We start from the raw sequence: 18,424 nt of genomic DNA, 5'->3' as shown, positions 1-18,424 counted from the left end.
GTCTCATCTCAAATTGTCAGTTCCGAAGTGAGATAATGAAATCTTTTCATTATCTATATTCAAAACAGTAGAGATGACATCCGCTCACGTATGCCCCCCATTGGGTACTGCCGTCCCCCCCAATCTGGGGGATGGAACGGCGGCAGAACACGAATAGCGCAAAAAACGGGCAAACAGTTGCCGCCCCTGTGATGATGCCGGGGCCAGACAACCATTTGCCCGCTTTCGCGAACTCGCAGCGTCAGCTGCGAAAACTATCTAAAAGAATCGAGCGTAAGCACCCACCGTGAGGAAGGTCGGGAATTCCGGCTCGAGTGCCGAGGTGCGCAGCACCGTGAGGGCGTCATCGAAGCGGTCGGTGGGGGTGCGCTCGAGGCCGTCCACGACCTCGTCCAGCACCTCTTCAACCCAGTCGGAGTCGATCCGGCGGCCCTCGGCGGTGACCGAGTTCTCGTGGATCCACTGCCAGAGCTGCGAGCGGGAGATTTCCGCGGTAGCGGCGTCTTCCATCAGGTTATCGATCGCCGCTGCTCCCACGCCGCGCAGCCAGGACTCGATGTAGCGGAGTGAGATGAGCACGTTGCCGCGCACGCCGGCCTCGGTGATCTGGCCACCGACGGAAGCGACGTCGAGCAGCTGGGCGGCCGTCACTTTCACCTCGGGGCGCAGCCGCTCGAGCTGGTTCGGGCGGTCGCCGAGCACCTTGTCGAATTCGGCCTGAGCGGTGGGGATCAGATCCGGGTGCGCAACCCAGGAACCGTCGAACCCGTCGGTGGCTTCACGCTTCTTGTCCGCGGCGACCTGGGAGAGAGCCTGCTCGGTGACGGCCGGGTCGCGACGGTTGGGAATGAAGGCGCTCATACCGCCGATGGCGAAGGCACCACGACGATGGCAGGTGGCGACGAGCAGTTCGGTGTATGCGCGCATGAACGGCACCGTCATCGTGATCTGCTTGCGGTCGGGAAAGACGAAGCGGCTGCCGCGGGCACGGAACGTCTTGATGATGCTGAAGATGTAGTCCCAGCGTCCGGCGTTGAGGCCGGCGCAGTGATCGCGCAGTTCGTAGAGGATTTCCTCCATCTCGAAGCCGGCCTGGATGGTCTCGATCAGCACCGTGGCGCGAATGGTGCCGTACTCGATTCCCAGACGCTCTTCGGCGTAGGTGAAGATGTCGTTCCACAGGCGCGCTTCCTTGTGGCTTTCGAGCTTGGCCAGGTAGAAGTATGGGCCGGTGCCGTTCTCGATGAGCTTCTTCGCGTTGTGAAAGAAGTACAGGCCGAAGTCGATGAGGCTGCCAGAGGACTTCATACGGCGGTTGGCGCGGTCGATGAAGGTGATGTGCTTTTCAACGAGGTGCCAGCCGCGCGGACGCATCACGATGGTCGGCGTCGACTCGTTCGTGATCTCGTACTTCTTGCCCTCGGGGCTCGTGAAGCTGAGTTGGCCGCGTACCTGGTCGAACAGGGTCAGCTGACCCTCGATCACGTTGGTCCAGGTCGGGCTGGTGGCGTCTTCCTGGTCGGCAAGCCAGACCTTGGCGCTGGAGTTGAGGGCGTTGATGGCCATCTTGCGGTCGGTCGGGCCCGTGATCTCCACGCGGCGGTCTTCGAGGCCGGGTCCGGCTCCCGCAACGCTCCAGGTCGGGTCCAGACGAACGCTCTCGGTTTCGCTCAGAAACCTAGGGTCGCGACCGTTGGCGGCATCCACTCGGGTCTGCAGCCGCGCCGCGAGCAGGTCGTGCCGGGTGCCGGCGAAACGCTCGTGCAGTTCGGCCAGAAATTCGAGGGCATCGGGGGTGAGGATCTCGTCATACCGATCGCCGAGCGGGCCGGTGACCTCGAGGTGCGGGCGAATGGTGGCGAAGCTGCCGGTGGTCGTCTTCACCGTCTCGGAGTTGACCGTCTGATCGATGGTCGGGTTGGGGGTGTTCATGGTCTGGCTCCTTGCGAAAGTAGGTGATACCGACAGGGGGCGAGCCGCAGCTGCGCGGTTCGCCCGATCTCAGGCGGAGGATGGTGGAGCGGTTCTGCTTCGGTCGAATCGGTGAGCGCGAGGATGAGCGGTCGCAATTCGAAAGTCGGTGCTTGCCTGTGCCTCTACTCTGCCGGGTCTCGGCACGGCCCAACCCCAATCAATACACAGAAGAAACCCTGTTCTTCTGATTGTGGAAACTTTTGTGATCTGCGACACTAAGGCCATGGTCCCCGCCGAAGCCCTCGCCGCACTGTCGTCCCTCAGCCTTGATGAGCCGGAGCTTGACGCGCTCACGCTGGGCCGTCGCATCCGGGAACTGCGCACCAACCGCCGGATGACGCTCGACGCCCTCGCCGCCACAATCGACCGCGCGCCTTCCCAAGTGTCGATGATGGAGAACGGCAAACGCGAACCACGCCTCTCCATGCTGCGCACGATCGCCCTCGCACTCGGCACCACCGTCGAAGAGCTGATGCGAACCGATGCCCCCTCCGAACGAGCCGCCCTGGAAATCTCGGTGGAACGTGCCCAGCGCGGGCCGGTGTTCCAGGCCCTCGGACTTCCCCGCATCCGGGTCAGCAAAGGCCAGAGCGACGAAACCCTGCAGACCATCCTCAGCCTGCACAATGAAATCGACCGGCTCAACCGGGAGCGCGCAGCGACTCCGGAGGAGGCCCGTCGGGCCAACTCCGCGCTGCGCCAGATCATGCGGCAGCAGGACAACTACTTTCCCGAGCTGGAGGCGCAGGCCCTCCAGTTGCTCACCGCGGTCGGTCACTCCGGTGGCCCGGTGTCGCAGCAGCTCGTCGCCGACATGGCCACCCACCTAGGGTTTTCGCTGCACTATGTGAATGACCTGCCGCACTCCACCCGGTCGGTCACCGACAAGCGCAACGGACGTATCTATCTGCCGACCGAACGTTCGGCCTCGCGGGATTCCCGTTCGCCGATCGTGCAGGCCTTTGCGAGCCACCTGTGCGCGCACGAAGAGCCGAAAAATTATGCCGAATTTCTGCGCCAGCGGGTGGAAACCAACTATCTCACCGCAGCGATCCTGCTGCCGGAGCGAGATGCAGTGCGCATGCTGACCGACGCGAAGACCCTGCGGCGCATCTCAATGGAAGATCTGCGGGACGCCTTCGCAGTCTCCTACGAGACGGCCGCGCACCGATTCACCAACCTCGCCACCGCCCGCCTGGACATTCCGGTGCATTTCATGAAGGTGCACGAGTCCGGCACGATCATCAAAGCCTACGAAAACGATAATGTGCGCTTCCCGAGTGACGCGCTCGGCGCGGTCGAGGGCACGACGGTCTGCCGCAGCTGGACTGCCCGCACCGTGTTCGACGTCGAAGACCGCTTCAGCGCGTGGTACCAGTACACGGACATGCCGGCCGGCAGCTTCTGGTGCACCTCCCGTATCGAAAAGGCCAAGGAGGGCGAGTACTCGGTGAGCGTTGGGGTACCGTTCGCACACGTGAAGTGGTTCCGCGGCCGCGAGACGTCAAACCGCGCCGTCTCCAAGTGCCCCGATGAGTCCTGCTGCCGCCGGGCTCCCGACAACCTCGCCGGGCGCTGGGCCGGGCAGTCCTGGCCTGCCGCACGAACCCCGACGAGTCTGCTCGCGGCCCTGCCCACCGGAACCTTTCCCGGCGTCGACCAGACCGAGGTGTACGAGTTTCTCGAGGCCCACTCGCCGCACTAGCGCTGAGGTGCCGGCGTGCGGGACGGCTGCAGGCGCATCCGCTCTGAAACAAACAAACCGGTACGTTGTAGGCAATACTTTTAGCTAACATTGTTATGACGTGAAAATGCTGGAGCAAGTGGCTTTTTGCGGTACCACGCACCAGAGATTATCGGTTGGGCTTGACCCACGCGTCGCCGCTCGTCTCGACCTACCGAAATGCGAGCCGACGATGTGTGACGCTCGCAGTTTATTTCGTCGTCTCAATCGAACCGTGCGGGCTGGAATTCCCTCGGCGGCACCGCCCTTGCACGAGCTGCCCGATCATGTCGCTACTTCGTCGCCGGCTGAAACGACCGCGCCCATGCCGTCGCACTGGTTTCGCTCCGCGGCACTGCTCGATGTGCGCGGGCTTCAGGTCGCGGCGGCGGCGCACTCCGACGCACCGCGTGTGGTGCAGGGCATCTCGCTCTCCATAACCTGCGGCGAGGTCGTTGGGCTGGTCGGCGATGCGTCTTCCGGTGCTCTCGAGGTCGCCCAGTGCATCGCCGGCGTACTTCCGGCGCCGGCGACCATCCGATCCGGGTCGATTCTGTTCAACGGCGTCGAACTGGTCGGGCTGCCGCCACGATCGTTCTCCCGGCTTCACGACGCCAAGGTGGCCTACCTGCCGAGGAATCCACTCGACGGCCTCGACCCGAACCTGACCGTGGGAACCCAGCTGGCCACACCGCTACGTTCCGGCGGCGGCCTGTCGAAACCGGCCGCCTACGAACGGTCCCTGGATCTGCTGGGCCAGGCCGGCGTTGAGAATCCGGAACACACCTTCACCGCGTACCCGCGCGACGTGTCTGCGACCCTGGCGCAGCGCGTGCACATCGCCACTGCCTTGGCCGGCAGCCCGAATCTGCTCGTGGCCGACGACCCGACCGACACTCTGAACGCGTCGGACAGTTCCGACATTCTTGAGCTGCTGAGCAGATTGCAGCGCGAACGCGAACTGACCATGATTATCGTGACGCGCTCGGTCCGCGTCGCGTCACTGATCTGCAATCGTGTTGCCGTGGTACGCACCGGTGCGATCGTCGAATACGCGTCGGTCGCCGATCTATTCGGTTCCCCCAAGCATCCGTACACCCGCGAGCTTCTCGACGCGGCCGCGAATCAGTCGCCGGGCAGCCTGGGCTTGTAGATTGGGCGCATGGAGGCACACAATCGGCCGGGCGCACGCGAAGCGATTTTCGCGCAGCTCATCGACGCCGGCCGCACCGAGCAGGTAACCGCCCGACTCACCGACGCCATCATTCTCGGCGTTCTCGCCCCCGATGAACGTCTGCCGAGCGAATCCGATCTGGCCCGCCGTTTCGGTGTGGCCCTGATCACAGTGCGTGAAGGCCTCGCTGGACTGCGCGATGCCGGCCTGGTCGAGACTCGGCGCGGCCGCGGCGGCGGCAGCTTCGTAATGAAAGCGGATGCCCCGCACAGCACGCTCGTGCAGGCTCGCCTCCACGGTCTGGCGCAGGTCGATCTCTCTGACATGGCCGTCCATTTCGCGACCATCGTCGAGGGGTGCGCCCAACGGGCTGCGCTGCACGCCTCAGAACCCGACTCCGACCGCCTCGATCTGTGGCTGCGCGGCGCTGACTTCGCGACGGTCGCCGGGGCCCGCACCAACGCCGGCGGATTCTACCTGGAGTTGGCCGTTCTCAGCCAGTCCGCCCGGCTGGTGCGGGACCTCATCCGGCTGCAGGCCGAGTTCGGCCCGCTGCTGCTTCTCGGCATGACGGATGCCCGAGCCCGTCGGTCGCTGCTTGCGAGCAGCCAGGCCATTGCCGGCGCCGTGCGCGCCAATGACGCGGCCGCCGCCCGGCAGTTCGCGACCGAGCAGGTGCGGAGCCTGGCCGAATGGCTGTTGAACGCGAAGGCCAGAGTCGAACGAGGCGGAGCCTGGGATGCCTGAGATTTCTAAGTTGCCGGACGTGACGATCTCCGATTGCGCCGCCGCTGTGGGCGCGTTCTTCGCTGGTGCTTTCACCCAGCTGGACGGGTGGCGGCAGGTCCTATCCGAAGGCGAGACAACGGTGCGTCCCGCCGAGCTCGATGCCCGCGTCGAGGCGTTAGTGCGTCCGGCCCTGACGGGTGCCAGCCCGCTCTTCGTCGGCGCCGGATTTATTGCCGCGCCCGGCTATGTTCGTGGCCGGGACATCCACTTTGCCTGGTGGCTGGGTCCGCAGGCCGGCAACCCGCTGCTCGGCAGCAGCAGCGCGGCCACCCGTCTCGACCTCGCTACCCGCGCTTACACCGACTACGTGCACGATTTTCGTACGCTGGAGTGGTACCAGGTGCCGCAGTCCACCAACCAGACGCACGTCACCGGGCCCTACGTGGATCGTCTCTGCACCTGCGAGTACATTTTCACCCTGACCATGCCGGTGCGCATCGGCGAAGGCACTCCAATGCTCGGCGTGGTCGGAGCGGATATCTCCGTGCGCCATCTCGAGAGCATCGTGCTCCCGCTCTTTCTCGCGGCCGACCGGCCACTCGCCCTCGTCACCGCTGTGGACCGGGTAGTGGTCTCCACGGACCCGACCCTACAGGTCGGTCAGCTCGCCTCGCAGACCGGTGACTCTGTGGCCTGCTCCGGTCTGCCGTTTCGAGTTCTCGTTGGTCCGGACCGGCCGCCTCGTTTTTAATCATCCGTTGCTATATCTTTGACAAACCAGAGTTTGCATCGGCGCCGGTTTTCGAGGTGCCCGACCAGTGAAGGATAAAGCCTATGACCAGCTACGCAGTCATCAACCCGGCCACCGGGGAGACAGTCAAGACCTACGACACAATCTCGGATGCCGACCTCAACGCCGCGATCACCGCCGCTGACGAAGCCCACACCTGGTCGCGCTCCATCAGCGTCGAAGAGCGTGCAGCGCTCGTGCGCCGCGTGGCCGAACTGCACGTCGAGCGCCGCCAGGAGCTTGCCGATATCATCGTGCGCGAAATGGGAAAGCCCGTGGAGCAGGCCCTCGGCGAGGTCGACTTCAGCGCCGACATCTACGCCTACTACGCCGACAACGCGGTGGACCTGCTGAAGGACGAAGCCATCAACCTGCTCGCCGGCGAGGGGTCGGCGCTCATCCGTCGCAGCTCGCTCGGCGTGCTGCTCGGAATTATGCCGTGGAACTTTCCGTACTACCAGGTTGCCCGTTTCGCCGGACCAAACCTGATCATCGGAAACACCATCCTGCTCAAGCACGCCGAGCAGTGCCCCGAATCGGCCGCCGCGATCGCGCAGATCATGCTCGACGCCGGTTTCCCGGCGGGGGCGTACACCAACCTCTACGCTTCCCATGATCAGATATCCACGGTCATCGGCGACAACCGCGTGCAGGGTGTCTCACTCACCGGGTCGGAGCGCGCAGGCGCTGCGATTGCGGAGATCGCCGGACGCAACTTGAAAAAGGTCGTGCTCGAGCTCGGCGGCTCAGACCCGTTCATCGTACTGTCCACCGACGATCTTGATGAGACCGTCGGCGCCGCCGTGGCGGCTCGCATCGACAACAACGGCCAGGCCTGCAACGCGGCCAAGCGCTTCATCGTCATCGAGGAGCTATACCAGCCCTTCCTCGATAAGTTCACGGCGGCAATCAATGCGGTCGAGCTGGGCGACCCGACCAAGGACGGCACCGGACTCGGGCCACTTTCCTCAAAAAAGGCCACTGAAACTCTCACCGAGCAGGTTGCGCGCGCTGTGGCTCAGGGTGCCACCTTGGTCACAGGCGGAACCTCTGAGGGCAACTTCTACGCCGGAACCGTGCTCACCGACGTATCGCCCGGCTCCGATGCCTTCCACGAAGAGTTCTTCGGCCCGGTCGCGCAGATCTTCAGCGTTCCCGATGAGGCCGCCGCAGTCGCACTGGCCAACAACACCCCGTTCGGCCTCGGTTCCTACGTCTTCACCACCGACCCGGAGCAGGCACTGCGCGTGGCCGACGGCATTGAGGCCGGAATGGTCTTCATCAATTTGGTCGGTGCCGACGGTGCCGAGTTGCCCTTCGGTGGTGTGAAGAGGAGCGGCTCTGGCCGCGAACTGGGCCGTTTCGGCGCCGACGAATTCGTCAACAAGAAGATGATCCGCATCGGCTGACCCGCCACTGCGCCCTGAGTGGATGCCCGCGCGCGGTTTCGGTTGCCGCTAGGCCCGTTACCGCGGCAGACGTACCGAAACATCAGCGGTCGCGGCGGGTCGCTTGCGGGGTGACGAGGTATCAGGCTTTTCCGGCGGGAACCGCACGCTTTTCGCGGATTCCGCCGGAAAAGTCTCATTCCTTGAGCTGAGGAGCGAATGACCTGCTGCCAGCGCGACGCACCAGACCACCCGGCAGCCATGTCGAAAAACAATCATCCGGTTCTATAGCTTTACGAGCAAGCATCCGCTAGCTTTGGCCTCACACATAGAGGTGTACGCGCCCCCAGGGCGTTTCGGCTGGATTGAAAGGGCACTATGTCCGTAGAGGCTTCCTCCAAGAAGGGCATCGGCGACGGCGACCACCTGAAGGTGCTCGGCTACGACGATTCGTTCCACCGCTCCATGTCCTTGTGGGCGAATTTCGCTCTTGGCTTCACTTATCTTTCGCCCCTGGTCGGGGTGTATTCCTTATTTGCCCTGGCCATGAGCACGGGCGGGCCGCCATCGTTGTTCTGGCTGTTCATCGTGGGCACCGGGCAGTTGCTCGTGGCACTCGTGTTCGGCGAGGTCGTCTCTCAGTACCCGATCGCAGGCGGGATCTACCCGTGGACGAGGCGCTTGTGGGGTAAACGCTACGCCTGGATGGCGGCCTGGGTTTATATCTGGGCGATGCTCGTCACGATCACGGCCGTCGCTGAATTCGGGACGGGATTCCTGGCCAGCCTGATCAACGCCCCGGCGACGAAGGAAGTCACGCTGGGATTGTCGATCCTGTTCCTGGTCGTGGCATTCGGGCTGAACTTCTCGGGCACGAAGACGCTCGCTCGCGTGGCCCGGATCGGGCTCGCAGCCGAACTCATCGGTGTCGTCGCTGTGGGGCTCTACCTGCTGATCTTTCAGCGGCACCAGGAGTTCAGCGTGTTCTTCGACTCGATGGGCGTGCAGGGCAACGGCAGCTACGCCACGGCCTTTCTGGGGGCGGCACTGACCGGATTGTTCCTGTTCTACGGGTTTGAGGCCTGCGGTGACGTGGCCGAAGAGGTCGAGAACCCGGCCCGCGGCATCCCGCGCGCCATGATTCTGACGATCTTCGTCGGTGGCATTTCAGCCCTGCTCTCCTTCGGCGGGTACGTCATGGCCGCACCGAACCTGCAGGAGATCGTTGACGGCGTCGACAAAGACCCGATCCCGGCCATACTGGACGCCGCGCTGGGCCCGATCGGGGCCAAGATCTTTCTGGTGGTAGCTCTGACCGCTTTTCTGTCGTGCGTCTTGAGCCTGCAGGCCGCGGCCAGCCGTCTGCTGTTCTCATTCGCCCGCGACGGCATGGTTCCGGGCCACAAGTGGCTCGCCAAGGTGTCGCCGCGCACCGCGGTGCCGACCAACGCGCTCATCGTGGCGTGTTCGATTCCCGTGGTGCTGTGCCTGATCATCTACGTCGGCAGCGACCAGGTCCTGACCCAAATAACCTCGTTCGCCGTCATCGGCATCTACGTGGCATTCCAGTCCGTGGTGCTGGCCGCCCTACGCCAGCGCATCAAAGGCTGGAAGCCGGCCGGACCGTTCAGCCTGGGCCGGGCCGGTTTCGTGGTCAACGCGCTCGCCCTGGCCTACGGCATTTTTGCCATGGTGCTGCTGGCGGTTCCGGGCTCGAGCGGTGAGTTCTTCAGCGACTACATCGTGTTGATCGGCCTGTTCGTGGTCGCGGGGAGCGGGCTCATCTACCTGCTGGTGGCGCGGCCCGACCGCAAGTCGCGGGCACCGGAGGGTGATGCCATCGAAGTCGCGGCGCTCCTGCGGGCGCACCCCGACCACTAGGCCTGGCTGCGCAACCTGGGGCATCCGCTCAAAAAAAGCAGGGCCCGTCCGAGGACGGGCCCTGCTTGGTGAGAACTAGTTCTTAGATGCTGTTGACGTCGAGCTGGATGCCAGGACCGAAGGTGGTCGAGACGACGCCCTTGGTGATGTAGCGGCCCTTAGACGAGCTCGGCTTGAGGCGGTTGATCTCCTCGAGCGCAGCCGAAATGTTCTCGTTCAGCTGGTCGGCCGAGAAGGAGGCCTTTCCGACGACGAAGTGCACGTTGGAGTGCTTGTCAACGCGGAATTCGATCTTTCCGCCCTTGATGTCGGACACGGCCTTGGCGACGTCGGGCGTCACGGTTCCGGTCTTCGGGTTGGGCATGAGGCCACGCGGACCGAGCACCTTTCCGAGACGACCGACCTTACCCATGAGCTCGGGGGTCGAGACGGCGGAGTCGAACGAGGTGTAACCAGCGGCTACCTTCTCGATGAGCTCGTCGCCACCGACCTCGTCGGCGCCGGCTGCGATAGCGGCTTCGGCGGCAGGGCCGGTTGCGAAGACGATAACGCGGGCGGTGCGGCCGGTGCCGTGCGGGAGGATGACGGTTCCACGAACCATCTGGTCGGCCTTGCGGGGGTCGACTCCGAGGCGGAGGGCGACCTCAACCGTGGAGTTGAACTTCGCGGAGCCGGTTTCCTTGGCGAGGGCTACGGCCTCGGCCGGGGTGAAGACGTTGTCTTCGCCGATTTTGGCGGCGGAGGCGCGGTACGCCTTTGACTTGGTTGCCATGTTGAATCTCCTGTATGTACTTCAGAGTGTGGTGCGAACCTGGCAGGCTCTTCCACTAAATGCTGAGGGTGCTTCCGGCGCCAGTGGCGCCGAAGCGAGGGGTGTTTGCGCAGTTGTTGGTGCTAGGCGCTGACCGTGATGCCCATGGAGCGGGCGGTTCCGGCGATGATCTTCGCGGCGGCGTCGATGTCGTTGGCGTTGAGGTCAACCATCTTTGCTTCGGCGATCTCGCGCACCTGGGCCTGGGTGAGGTTGGCGACCTTGACAGTGTGCGGGGTTCCGCTGCCCTTGGCGACGCCGGCGGCCTTCTTGATGAGCTCCGCTGCGGGCGGGGTCTTCAGGATGAACGTGAACGAACGGTCGTCGTAGACGGTGATCTCAACGGGGATGACGTTGCCACGCTGGGCTTCGGTCGCTGCGTTGTAGGCCTTGCAGAATTCCATGATGTTAACGCCGTGCTGACCCAGTGCCGGCCCGATGGGCGGTGCGGGGTTGGCTGCGCCGGCCTTGATCTGAAGTTTGATCAGACCTGTAACCTTCTTCTTCGGTGCCATTGTGTTGTCCTTCGTATTGATGTGCGAGCAGCCCGGGGGCCGCTCTCCCGGTGGCCCGGACGGGCCCCGGTGGTATTGGGGAACCAGCGTGGATGACCCTCGCGGGGCATCCGTTCTGCCGGTAAGAAGTGCTGGTTAGAGCTTGGTGACCTGGTCGAAGCTGAGCTCAACCGGAGTCTCACGCTCGAAGAGCGAGACGAGCACGATGAGCTTGCCGCTCTCCGGCTTGATTTCGCTGATCGAACCGGGCAGGCCCGCGAACGAACCTTCCTTGATCGTGATGGTCTCGCCGATCTCGTAGTCGACCTCGGCAGCGATGACGCGCTGCGCCGACTTTCCGGGGGCGCCGCCAGTCTTGGTCGGGGCTTCGACGATCTCGACGAGTCCCTTTAGCATGCCGAAAGCTTCTTCGAAACGCAGCGGTGTCGGGTTGTGGGCGTTGCCGACGAAGCCGGTCACGCCGGGCGTGTGGCGAACAACCGACCAGCTGTCTTCGTCGAGGTCCATGCGCACGAGCACGTAGCCGGGGATGCGAACGCGGGTGACCATCTTGCGCTGGCCGTTCTTGATCTCGACGACATCTTCCATGGGAACTTCGCACTGGTAGATGAAATCTTCCATCGCCATCGACTGCTTGCGGTTCTCAATGTTCGACTTCACACGACGCTCGAAACCGGCGTAGGAGTGAATGACGTACCACTTGCCCGGCAGAAAGCGCAGTTCCTTGCGGAAGGCTTCGTAGGGGTCGACCTCGGCGTCGTCGACGGATGCGTCGGCATCCGCTTCGGCTGCAGATTCGGCGGTGACCAGCTCGTCTTCGTCTTCGACGGCTTCGACGGACGCGTCGGCTTCTTCGGCCGAGTCGATGTCAAGGGCGTCGTCGACGATCGCGTCGGCTTCGGGATCGGAGGACTCGGCGAGGGCGTCGAGTGCGGCGTCGAGGTTGACCTCAACGTCGCCGTTCTCGTCGATGACGTGCAGGGCGACCTGTTCGGCGGCCTCTACGGACGTCTCGTCCGCGGCGAGGGTGTTGCCTTCCTGCGCCTCGTCTTCCTCGGAGGACTGCTCGGCGGCAGTGGCCCAGTCGACATCGTCGTGCTTCGTCTCAGTCACTAAATCTCAATCCCTAATTTTTGTACGTGTGCAAGTTGTCTGGGCACGTTGCGTGCCGGTGATAAAGGTGCCGGTAGTACAGGCGTTCCGCCGGAGCGGATGCCTTCGCTGCGATTTAGCCCGGTGTTCCGAACACATAGAGAACGACGAGGCCGAAGACCCAGTCCATGGCCGTGACGATGCCCATCATGATGACCACGAAGACCAGCACGACGCCGGTGTAGCTCAGCAGCTCTTTACGAGTCGGCGTGACGACCTTGCGAAGTTCCGCGAAAACCTGCTTGATGAACAGGGACAACCGAGCGAAAGGACCGCGATTGGACTCGCGGGCAATTCGTGCGTTCGCGACGACTTCCTCACTAGGTTCGTCGACAACTTTTCGGGCCACCTGTTACACCTCTCATGGTCGGCAGATTTCTACCGATGTGCAGGGCGGACAGGACTCGAACCTGCAACCTGCGGTTTTGGAGACCGCTGCTCTACCAATTGAGCCACCACCCTATGGAAGCGAAGCCACCATACCGATCACAGTCTCGACTAGGTGTAAACACTTAGAAAAAGGCGCAAAAAAGCATGGCAGAATTCAACTACCTTGAACCAGTCTAGGTCACGGACCGGCCACTGTAAAGCCGAGACGGGTTCACACCGAAGTGCGATCCACATCGCGCTGCCAGCTTGGCACACAATCGCGGTGCCCGAATTTCGACGACGATGCGTCAGCGTCCGTCCAGGCGTCCGATCAGCTTGTGCATCGCGGTCATCGCGCCGCCCAGTACGGCGGGGATACCGCCACCGGGGTGTACCGACGCTCCGACGCGCCACAGCCAGGGGCGCACCCGGCTGTTGTACCCCGGGCGGTGGAATGGGCCGCTCTGCCAGAGCGGATTGGTCGCGCCATACAGCGCCCCTCCCGCGGAACCCCAGACTTCGAAGTAGCTCGGATCGAGCACGACGTGGTCGCGGAACAGCTCGGAGATGGGCCGGTCCAATCCGACTGCGGCGCTGACCCGGGCGATCTCCCCTGCCACCCAGGGGGTGGCGAGGTCGTAGTGTCGTCCATCCGCGGGGGCCGTGAGGAGCACCGCCACCGTCGCACGGTCGTTGGGATAGATCTCGTTGGGCCGGTAATAGTTCAGGAAGGCCATGGTCTGCTTCGGGGCGACACCGGCATCCAGACTCTGGTGCAGTGCGGCCGGGTCGTCGGGCAGCACTACCGAGTGAGTGGCCGTACCCTCGGGCAAGGGCGTCTCGAGGGCCGCATAGATGGCCACTCCGGAGCAGGACAGCGCCCGTGACTTCGCGGCCAGCCGGCCGAGCAGCGCGTCGAGCACCACCGGGTCGAGCCCGCTGACCACGATGTCGGCCGGATAGGTCGCTGACGCGGTCGTCACGAGCCCCTTCTGCACGGCGGTGACGGGCTCGCCCGTGCGCACCCGGGCACCCGCGTGGAGGGCGAGCCGGTGCAGTGCCAATGGCAACTCATTGACCCCACCCTCGGGAACCCAGACACCGTCCGTGGCCATGATGGCCGGCATGCTCGCATACAGCGCGAGGGTCTGTTGCGGCGAGACGCCCGCATTGAGGGTGTGGATGGCGATGACCTCGCGCAGGCCGTCGGGCATCCAGGTCAGACCGTCGAGAAAACCTCGAGTGGTCAGTCGTCTGCCGTACAGACGAAAAACCCGGCCGATGGCCGGGAGCGACGCCGGGCTGGCGGGGTCGGCGGTGAGCATGCTCGTCACTTCTGGTCCCAGCCCGCCGTGCTCGCGTTCGAACCGGCTCCAGGCCGCGTGCCAGGGATGCCCGCGCGGCACCGGCAGAGTGACGCTGTCACCCGCGTAGAAATACCGCCCGACCTCGGGCAGTCGCTGCAGGGATAGCGCCGCGACCGTTGCGCCATCAGGCGCAACCGACCGGCGCGCTCCCAGCGCATCGTAACGGGCGAGCAATTCCTCCCAGACCCGGGGAAACGTGACCAGCGCCGGCCCCGTGTCCACGCGCTGGCCGTCGACGTCGATTCGCCGGCTCTTGCCTCCGATCCAGTCCGATCCCTCGAGCACGGTCACGGAATGCCCGGCGCGGGCGAGCAGCGCGGCGGCCGTCAGACCGCCGATGCCGGCCCCGAGCACCACGATGCGCCGGGAAGTTGCTGGGGTGCGCTTCATGGGTAGGTTCCTAACAGAATGGCGGCCACGACCTGGGCTCCGGCGACGGAACCGGCAACGTAGGGAAAAACGATCGAATACCGATAGAGGCCGCGCGCCCGGGCGGGCGTGGGGTCATGCGCCAGCGAGACGACCAGCCACCCGGCGATGAGCGCGTTCACGAGCGCCACCGGCCAGCTGATGAGTGCGAAGCCCACGGTGGACGCGGCCCACCAGATCGCGCTCCACACCGTTGCACCGCGCACGCCGAGGTGCACCGCGGTAGTGCGGATGCGAGCGGCGCGGTCCTCGTCGATATCCTGCACGGCGTCGTAGGTATGTTTGGCAACGCTCCACGCCATCAGCCCGATCGCCGCGGGCCAGAGCGGATGCTCGCCCACGGCAAGCGGCACGAACACTAGCGGGAAGGCGTAGGCGGCGTTGCTGAGCGAATCCAGGTACCGCCGAGCTTTGAAACGCAACGGAGGCATCGAATAAAAGACGAAGATGACCGCGTAGGCGACGATCCACGCCAACGCGGCGGGCGGCAGGGTTACCAGAAAATAGATCAGGAAGGGGACGTTGGTCAGCACGACGCCGAGCACGATGGTGCGGGTCTCGGAGCCGAGAATGCGAGCGCCTTCCAGCCCGCCCTTGCGGGCGTTCTGGGAATCCGTTTCCTGGTCGAAAATGTCATTGACGCCGTAGATCAGCAGGTTGAACGGCAAGGTCACCCAGAGCAGCAGCGGCAACATGTCCCAGCGCCACAGGTCACCGAGAAGCCACATGCCGATGACGGTGGTGCCGATGGTGTTCACCCACAGCACGGGACGAGAGATCTGAACCAGGCGCGAGAGCATTTGCTCACTCTACCTAGCCTGGCTAGATATGCGGTTTCGGGCTCAGGTACCCGTCGATCGGCCGATCGGCGACGCTCCTACTGGCCGTCTCCCGAGTGGGCTCGATATGCTCAACCTGTGGATCACGAACTCAAGCGAATTTCTACCCGCATCGGCTCAATTGCTGAGTCGGCGACCCTCAAAGTCGACGGCAAGGCCAAGGCGTTACAGGCGGCCGGGCGACCGGTGATCAGCTTCGCGGCCGGGGAACCCGACTTTCAGACGCCGGAGCACATCGTGGAGGCGGCGCTCGCCGCCGTGCGCGACCCGCGAAACTACCGCTACACACCGGCAGCTGGGCTTCCCGAACTGCGCGAGGCCATCGCGGCCAAGACACTACGCGACAGCGGACTCGCGGTCACGCCGAACCAGGTCGTCGTGACCAACGGCGGCAAGCAGGCCGTCTACCAGGCGTTCGCCACCCTGCTCGATCCGGGCGACGAGGTCATCGTGCCGACCCCATACTGGACCACCTACCCCGAGGCGATCCGGCTGGCCGGTGGCGTGCAGGTCGATGTCTTTGCTGGCAGCGACCAGGGCTATCTGGTGACCGTCGAGCAACTGGAAGCGGCGCGCACCCCGCGCAGCAAGGTATTGCTCTTCGTCTCGCCGTCGAACCCCACGGGCGCCGTCTACTCACCGGAGCAGACCCGGGCCATCGGCCAGTGGGCCGAAGATAACGGTCTCTGGGTCATCTCCGACGAGATCTATCAGAACCTCACCTACGACGGCGTACGGGCCGTCTCCATCGTCGAGGCCGTTCCGGCTCTCGCCGATCGAACGATTTTGGTGAACGGAGTCGCGAAGACCTACGCGATGACCGGCTGGCGCCTCGGCTGGATGGTCGGCCCTGCCGACGCCATCAAAGCAGCGGCGAACCTGCAGTCGCACCTCTCCTCAAACGTGTCGAACATCTCGCAGCGCGCCGGGATCGCCGCGCTGAACGGCCCGCAGGATGCCGCCGAGGCCATGCGGTTGGCTTTCGACCGCCGCCGCAAGCTCATCGTGGCGGAGTTGAACAAGATCTCGGGCGTCGTAACGCCGGTGCCGCAGGGCGCCTTCTACGTCTACCCCGATGTGACCGGGCTGCTGGGTCGTTCGTGGGGCGGCGTCACCCCGACGACGTCGCTCGAACTGGCCGACCTCATTCTCGACCAGGCCGAGGTGGCCGCTGTTCCCGGAGAGGCCTTCGGACCCAGCGGATTCCTGCGCTTGTCCTACGCGCTCGGCGACGAGGCCCTGCTCGAGGGAGTGCAGCGCCTGCAGCGCCTGTTCGCCTAGCCGCACGCTTCCGGGAATGGACTCGAGGAGCCCGGGCCCGCGTCATGACCCGAGCCCAGGCATCCGTCGACCGGTGGATGCCGAAATAGGTCCACTGGCGGTGGTGCGGGCGGCGCGGGAGTGGGATTCTGGTCACATGACATCCACTCCCCCGGTCGTGCAGGTGCGCGACCTGCAGAAATCGTATGGCAGCGTCGAGGCGGTGCGCGGCGTGAGCTTCTCCATCGCCGCCGGTGAGACGTTCGCGCTGCTCGGCCCCAACGGTGCCGGCAAGAGCACGACCATCGAGATTCTCGAGGGGTACCGCGACCGGACCGGCGGTGCGGTGAGCGTGCTCGGCATTGACCCCCGCCGCGGCGGCCTCGATTGGAAGGCTCGCCTCGGCATCGTGCTGCAGACCAGCGCAGAAAGCGGCAATGTCACCGTCACGGAACAGCTTCGCCACTTCGCCGGGCTCTACCCGAATCCCCGCGATGTGGACGAAGTCATCGACGCGACCGGGCTGCGCGAGAAGTCGAAGACGCGCATCGGCAAGCTGTCGGGAGGTCAGCGCCGCCGAGTGGATGTCGCGCTCGGCATCATCGGCCGCCCCGAATTATTGTTCCTCGACGAACCGACCACCGGCTTCGATCCCGAGGCACGGCACCAGTTCTGGAGCCTCATCCGTGGGCTGAAGGCGGAAGGCACCACCATCCTGCTGACGACGCACTACCTCGAAGAAGCCGCGCAACTCGGCGATCGCGCCGGTATTATTGCCGGAGGTCGACTTATCGATATCGGATCCATCGACGACCTTGGCGGAGCGGATGCCCGCATTCCGCTCGTGCGCTGGCGTGACGAAAACGGGCGGATACGCGAGGAACGCACGAACCGTCCGGCACGGGTCGTGGCCGAGCTCACGGCGCGGCTGAACGGTGCCGAACCCGACGACCTCGAGATAATCCGGCCCAGCCTCGAAGACGTCTATCTCGCCCTGGTGCGGGACGACGAAGCCGAGGCTGCCGGTCGCGCCGCCACCCCCTCCGGCAGTCAACTGATCGACCAGGATGTGCCAGCGTGAGCACCACGATCACGGGTACCCGCCCGCAGACGAAGGCTCCGGGCGTGCTCTGCCTCGGACTGGCCCGCATCGGCTACGAGACGAGGCTGTACTTTCGCTCCCCCGACACACTGCTCTTCACCTTCTTCTTTCCGTTCATCATGCTCGGCATCTTCACCGCCGCGTTCAGCTCCTCCGGCAACATCGGTACGAACCCGGACGGAACCGGCGGGGTCAGCGTGGGCGCGTATTACCTGCCCGGCATGCTCGCCGCGGGCATGCTGCTCTCCGGCGTGCAGAACTTGGCGGTCGACATTGCCGGTGAGCGAAGCGACGGCACCCTGAAACGGCTCGGCGGCACGCCGCTGTCCCCGCTGAGCTATTTTGTGGGCAAAATCGGGCAGGTCTTCGTGACCGCGATCCTGCAGGCCGCGCTGCTGATGCTGGTAGCGCGTTTCGCCTTCAACATCGCGCTGCCCAGTGAGCCCGAGAAGTGGGGCACGTTCGCCTGGGTATTCCTGTTCGGCGTAATCACGAGCGCCTTCCTCGGCATAGCGCTCTCGGCGCTACCGCGTTCGGGACGCAGCGCTACTGCTGTGGTGACTCCGGTCGTGCTCGTGCTGCAGTTCGTCTCGGGTGTCTACCTGCAGTTCAACGTGCTGCCCGACTGGATGCAGAATCTCGCGAGCATCTTTCCGCTCAAATGGATGGCCCAGGGTATGCGTTCGGTGTTCCTGCCCGACAGCTTCGCGGCCGCCGAGCAGACCGGATCCTGGGACCTGATCTGGGTCGCAGCCGCCCTCGGGGTCTGGCTCGTAGTGGGGCTCGTGCTCAGCCGGGTGACATTTCGGTGGATTCGCCGCGACGTGTGAGCGCCCGGCCATGCCGAACGGATGGGATGCTTAAGCCATGCACCGCGCGGTGACCCGCGCCATGGAACTCGGCCTCCTGTGAGGGACTGCG

Annotated in this window: 16 protein-coding genes and 1 tRNA gene; 9 read left to right on the top strand and 8 right to left on the bottom strand. The window is 64.6% G+C overall.

The window, feature by feature from the left end; translation table 11 throughout:
- Positions 1-258: 258 nt before the first annotated feature.
- On the bottom strand, positions 259-1,932 hold the full coding sequence (gene aceB, locus QMF22_RS04655; RefSeq protein ID WP_283450896.1) for a malate synthase A: 1,674 nt from the start codon (positions 1,930-1,932) through the stop codon (positions 259-261).
- A 265-nt stretch (positions 1,933-2,197) separates the two neighbouring features.
- On the opposite strand from aceB, the gene QMF22_RS04650 reads away from it, so the two are divergent.
- The 6 genes from QMF22_RS04650 to QMF22_RS04625 all read left to right on the top strand — a co-directional run bounded on the left by QMF22_RS04650 (position 2,198) and on the right by QMF22_RS04625 (position 9,659).
- Positions 2,198-3,679 carry a helix-turn-helix transcriptional regulator gene (locus QMF22_RS04650; RefSeq protein WP_283450894.1) on the top strand — a complete coding sequence of 494 codons (1,482 nt, stop codon included), beginning with the start codon at positions 2,198-2,200 and terminating at the stop codon, positions 3,677-3,679.
- A gap of 343 nt (positions 3,680-4,022) precedes the next feature.
- The gene (locus QMF22_RS04645) at positions 4,023-4,850 is read left to right on the top strand and encodes an ATP-binding cassette domain-containing protein (protein ID WP_283450892.1); all 828 of its coding nucleotides are present in this window, start codon (positions 4,023-4,025) and stop codon (positions 4,848-4,850) included.
- A gap of 9 nt (positions 4,851-4,859) precedes the next feature.
- Positions 4,860-5,618, top strand: a complete 759-nt coding sequence (locus tag QMF22_RS04640; protein WP_283450890.1) for a GntR family transcriptional regulator — start codon at positions 4,860-4,862, stop codon at positions 5,616-5,618.
- A complete protein-coding gene (locus QMF22_RS04635; RefSeq protein WP_283450888.1) occupies positions 5,611-6,351 on the top strand; it encodes a cache domain-containing protein in 741 nt (246 codons plus the stop codon). Before QMF22_RS04640 ends, QMF22_RS04635 begins: the two co-directional genes overlap by 8 nt.
- 83 nt (positions 6,352-6,434) lie before the next feature.
- Positions 6,435-7,799 (top strand): NAD-dependent succinate-semialdehyde dehydrogenase, encoded by a 1,365-nt coding sequence (locus QMF22_RS04630; protein ID WP_283450887.1) that lies wholly within the window; start codon positions 6,435-6,437, stop codon positions 7,797-7,799.
- A 357-nt stretch (positions 7,800-8,156) separates the two neighbouring features.
- Positions 8,157-9,659, top strand: a complete 1,503-nt coding sequence (locus QMF22_RS04625) for an APC family permease (RefSeq protein WP_283450885.1) — start codon at positions 8,157-8,159, stop codon at positions 9,657-9,659.
- An 82-nt stretch (positions 9,660-9,741) separates the two neighbouring features.
- Here QMF22_RS04625 and rplA read toward each other — a convergent pair whose 3' ends face one another.
- The 7 genes from rplA to QMF22_RS04590 form a co-directional block, all read right to left on the bottom strand.
- Positions 9,742-10,431: a 50S ribosomal protein L1 gene (gene rplA, locus QMF22_RS04620; protein ID WP_092106323.1), complete on the bottom strand. Its 690-nt coding sequence runs from the start codon at positions 10,429-10,431 to the stop codon at positions 9,742-9,744.
- Positions 10,432-10,553: 122 nt separating this feature from the next.
- Positions 10,554-10,985 carry a 50S ribosomal protein L11 gene (gene rplK, locus QMF22_RS04615; RefSeq protein WP_092106326.1) on the bottom strand — a complete coding sequence of 144 codons (432 nt, stop codon included), beginning with the start codon at positions 10,983-10,985 and terminating at the stop codon, positions 10,554-10,556.
- A gap of 135 nt (positions 10,986-11,120) precedes the next feature.
- Positions 11,121-12,098 (bottom strand): transcription termination/antitermination protein NusG, encoded by a 978-nt coding sequence (gene nusG, locus QMF22_RS04610; protein WP_283450873.1) that lies wholly within the window; start codon positions 12,096-12,098, stop codon positions 11,121-11,123.
- A gap of 115 nt (positions 12,099-12,213) precedes the next feature.
- Positions 12,214-12,486 carry a preprotein translocase subunit SecE gene (secE, locus tag QMF22_RS04605; RefSeq protein WP_283450871.1) on the bottom strand — a complete coding sequence of 91 codons (273 nt, stop codon included), beginning with the start codon at positions 12,484-12,486 and terminating at the stop codon, positions 12,214-12,216.
- Positions 12,487-12,526: 40 nt separating this feature from the next.
- Positions 12,527-12,599 (bottom strand) — tRNA-Trp (locus QMF22_RS04600).
- 215 nt (positions 12,600-12,814) lie between these two features.
- The gene (locus tag QMF22_RS04595) at positions 12,815-14,263 is read right to left on the bottom strand and encodes a phytoene desaturase family protein (RefSeq protein ID WP_283450869.1); all 1,449 of its coding nucleotides are present in this window, start codon (positions 14,261-14,263) and stop codon (positions 12,815-12,817) included.
- Positions 14,260-15,102, bottom strand: coding sequence for a UbiA family prenyltransferase (locus tag QMF22_RS04590; protein WP_283450867.1), 843 nt, complete (start codon positions 15,100-15,102; stop codon positions 14,260-14,262). Before QMF22_RS04590 ends, QMF22_RS04595 begins: the two co-directional genes overlap by 4 nt.
- A 117-nt stretch (positions 15,103-15,219) precedes the next feature.
- Between QMF22_RS04590 and QMF22_RS04585 the strand changes: the two genes are divergently transcribed.
- From QMF22_RS04585 to QMF22_RS04575, 3 genes are all read left to right on the top strand, one after another.
- On the top strand, positions 15,220-16,422 hold the full coding sequence (locus QMF22_RS04585) for a pyridoxal phosphate-dependent aminotransferase (RefSeq protein WP_283450866.1): 1,203 nt from the start codon (positions 15,220-15,222) through the stop codon (positions 16,420-16,422).
- A gap of 136 nt (positions 16,423-16,558) precedes the next feature.
- Positions 16,559-17,482, top strand: a complete 924-nt coding sequence (locus QMF22_RS04580; protein ID WP_283450864.1) for an ABC transporter ATP-binding protein — start codon at positions 16,559-16,561, stop codon at positions 17,480-17,482.
- Positions 17,479-18,333 carry an ABC transporter permease gene (locus tag QMF22_RS04575; protein WP_283450862.1) on the top strand — a complete coding sequence of 285 codons (855 nt, stop codon included), beginning with the start codon at positions 17,479-17,481 and terminating at the stop codon, positions 18,331-18,333. The genes QMF22_RS04580 and QMF22_RS04575 overlap by 4 nt, the downstream gene beginning before the upstream one ends.
- The last annotated feature ends 91 nt before the right edge of the window (positions 18,334-18,424 follow it).

It is taken from the genome of Cryobacterium sp. PH31-L1 (assembly GCF_030063145.1).
Lineage (GTDB): Bacteria > Actinomycetota > Actinomycetes > Actinomycetales > Microbacteriaceae > Cryobacterium.
Note: the sequence above shows the minus strand (reverse complement) of the source record. Positions and strands in the feature narration are given on the sequence as shown.

Coding starts and splice junctions, on each gene's coding strand:
- aceB (WP_283450896.1), bottom strand. CDS start 1,932: ATGAACACCCCCAACCCGACCATCGATCAGACGGTCAACTCCGAGACG.
- QMF22_RS04650 (WP_283450894.1), top strand. CDS start 2,198: ATGGTCCCCGCCGAAGCCCTCGCCGCACTGTCGTCCCTCAGCCTTGAT.
- QMF22_RS04645 (WP_283450892.1), top strand. CDS start 4,023: ATGCCGTCGCACTGGTTTCGCTCCGCGGCACTGCTCGATGTGCGCGGG.
- QMF22_RS04640 (WP_283450890.1), top strand. CDS start 4,860: ATGGAGGCACACAATCGGCCGGGCGCACGCGAAGCGATTTTCGCGCAG.
- QMF22_RS04635 (WP_283450888.1), top strand. CDS start 5,611: ATGCCTGAGATTTCTAAGTTGCCGGACGTGACGATCTCCGATTGCGCC.
- QMF22_RS04630 (WP_283450887.1), top strand. CDS start 6,435: ATGACCAGCTACGCAGTCATCAACCCGGCCACCGGGGAGACAGTCAAG.
- QMF22_RS04625 (WP_283450885.1), top strand. CDS start 8,157: ATGTCCGTAGAGGCTTCCTCCAAGAAGGGCATCGGCGACGGCGACCAC.
- rplA (WP_092106323.1), bottom strand. CDS start 10,431: ATGGCAACCAAGTCAAAGGCGTACCGCGCCTCCGCCGCCAAAATCGGC.
- rplK (WP_092106326.1), bottom strand. CDS start 10,985: ATGGCACCGAAGAAGAAGGTTACAGGTCTGATCAAACTTCAGATCAAG.
- QMF22_RS04595 (WP_283450869.1), bottom strand. CDS start 14,263: ATGAAGCGCACCCCAGCAACTTCCCGGCGCATCGTGGTGCTCGGGGCC.
- QMF22_RS04590 (WP_283450867.1), bottom strand. CDS start 15,102: ATGCTCTCGCGCCTGGTTCAGATCTCTCGTCCCGTGCTGTGGGTGAAC.
- QMF22_RS04580 (WP_283450864.1), top strand. CDS start 16,559: ATGACATCCACTCCCCCGGTCGTGCAGGTGCGCGACCTGCAGAAATCG.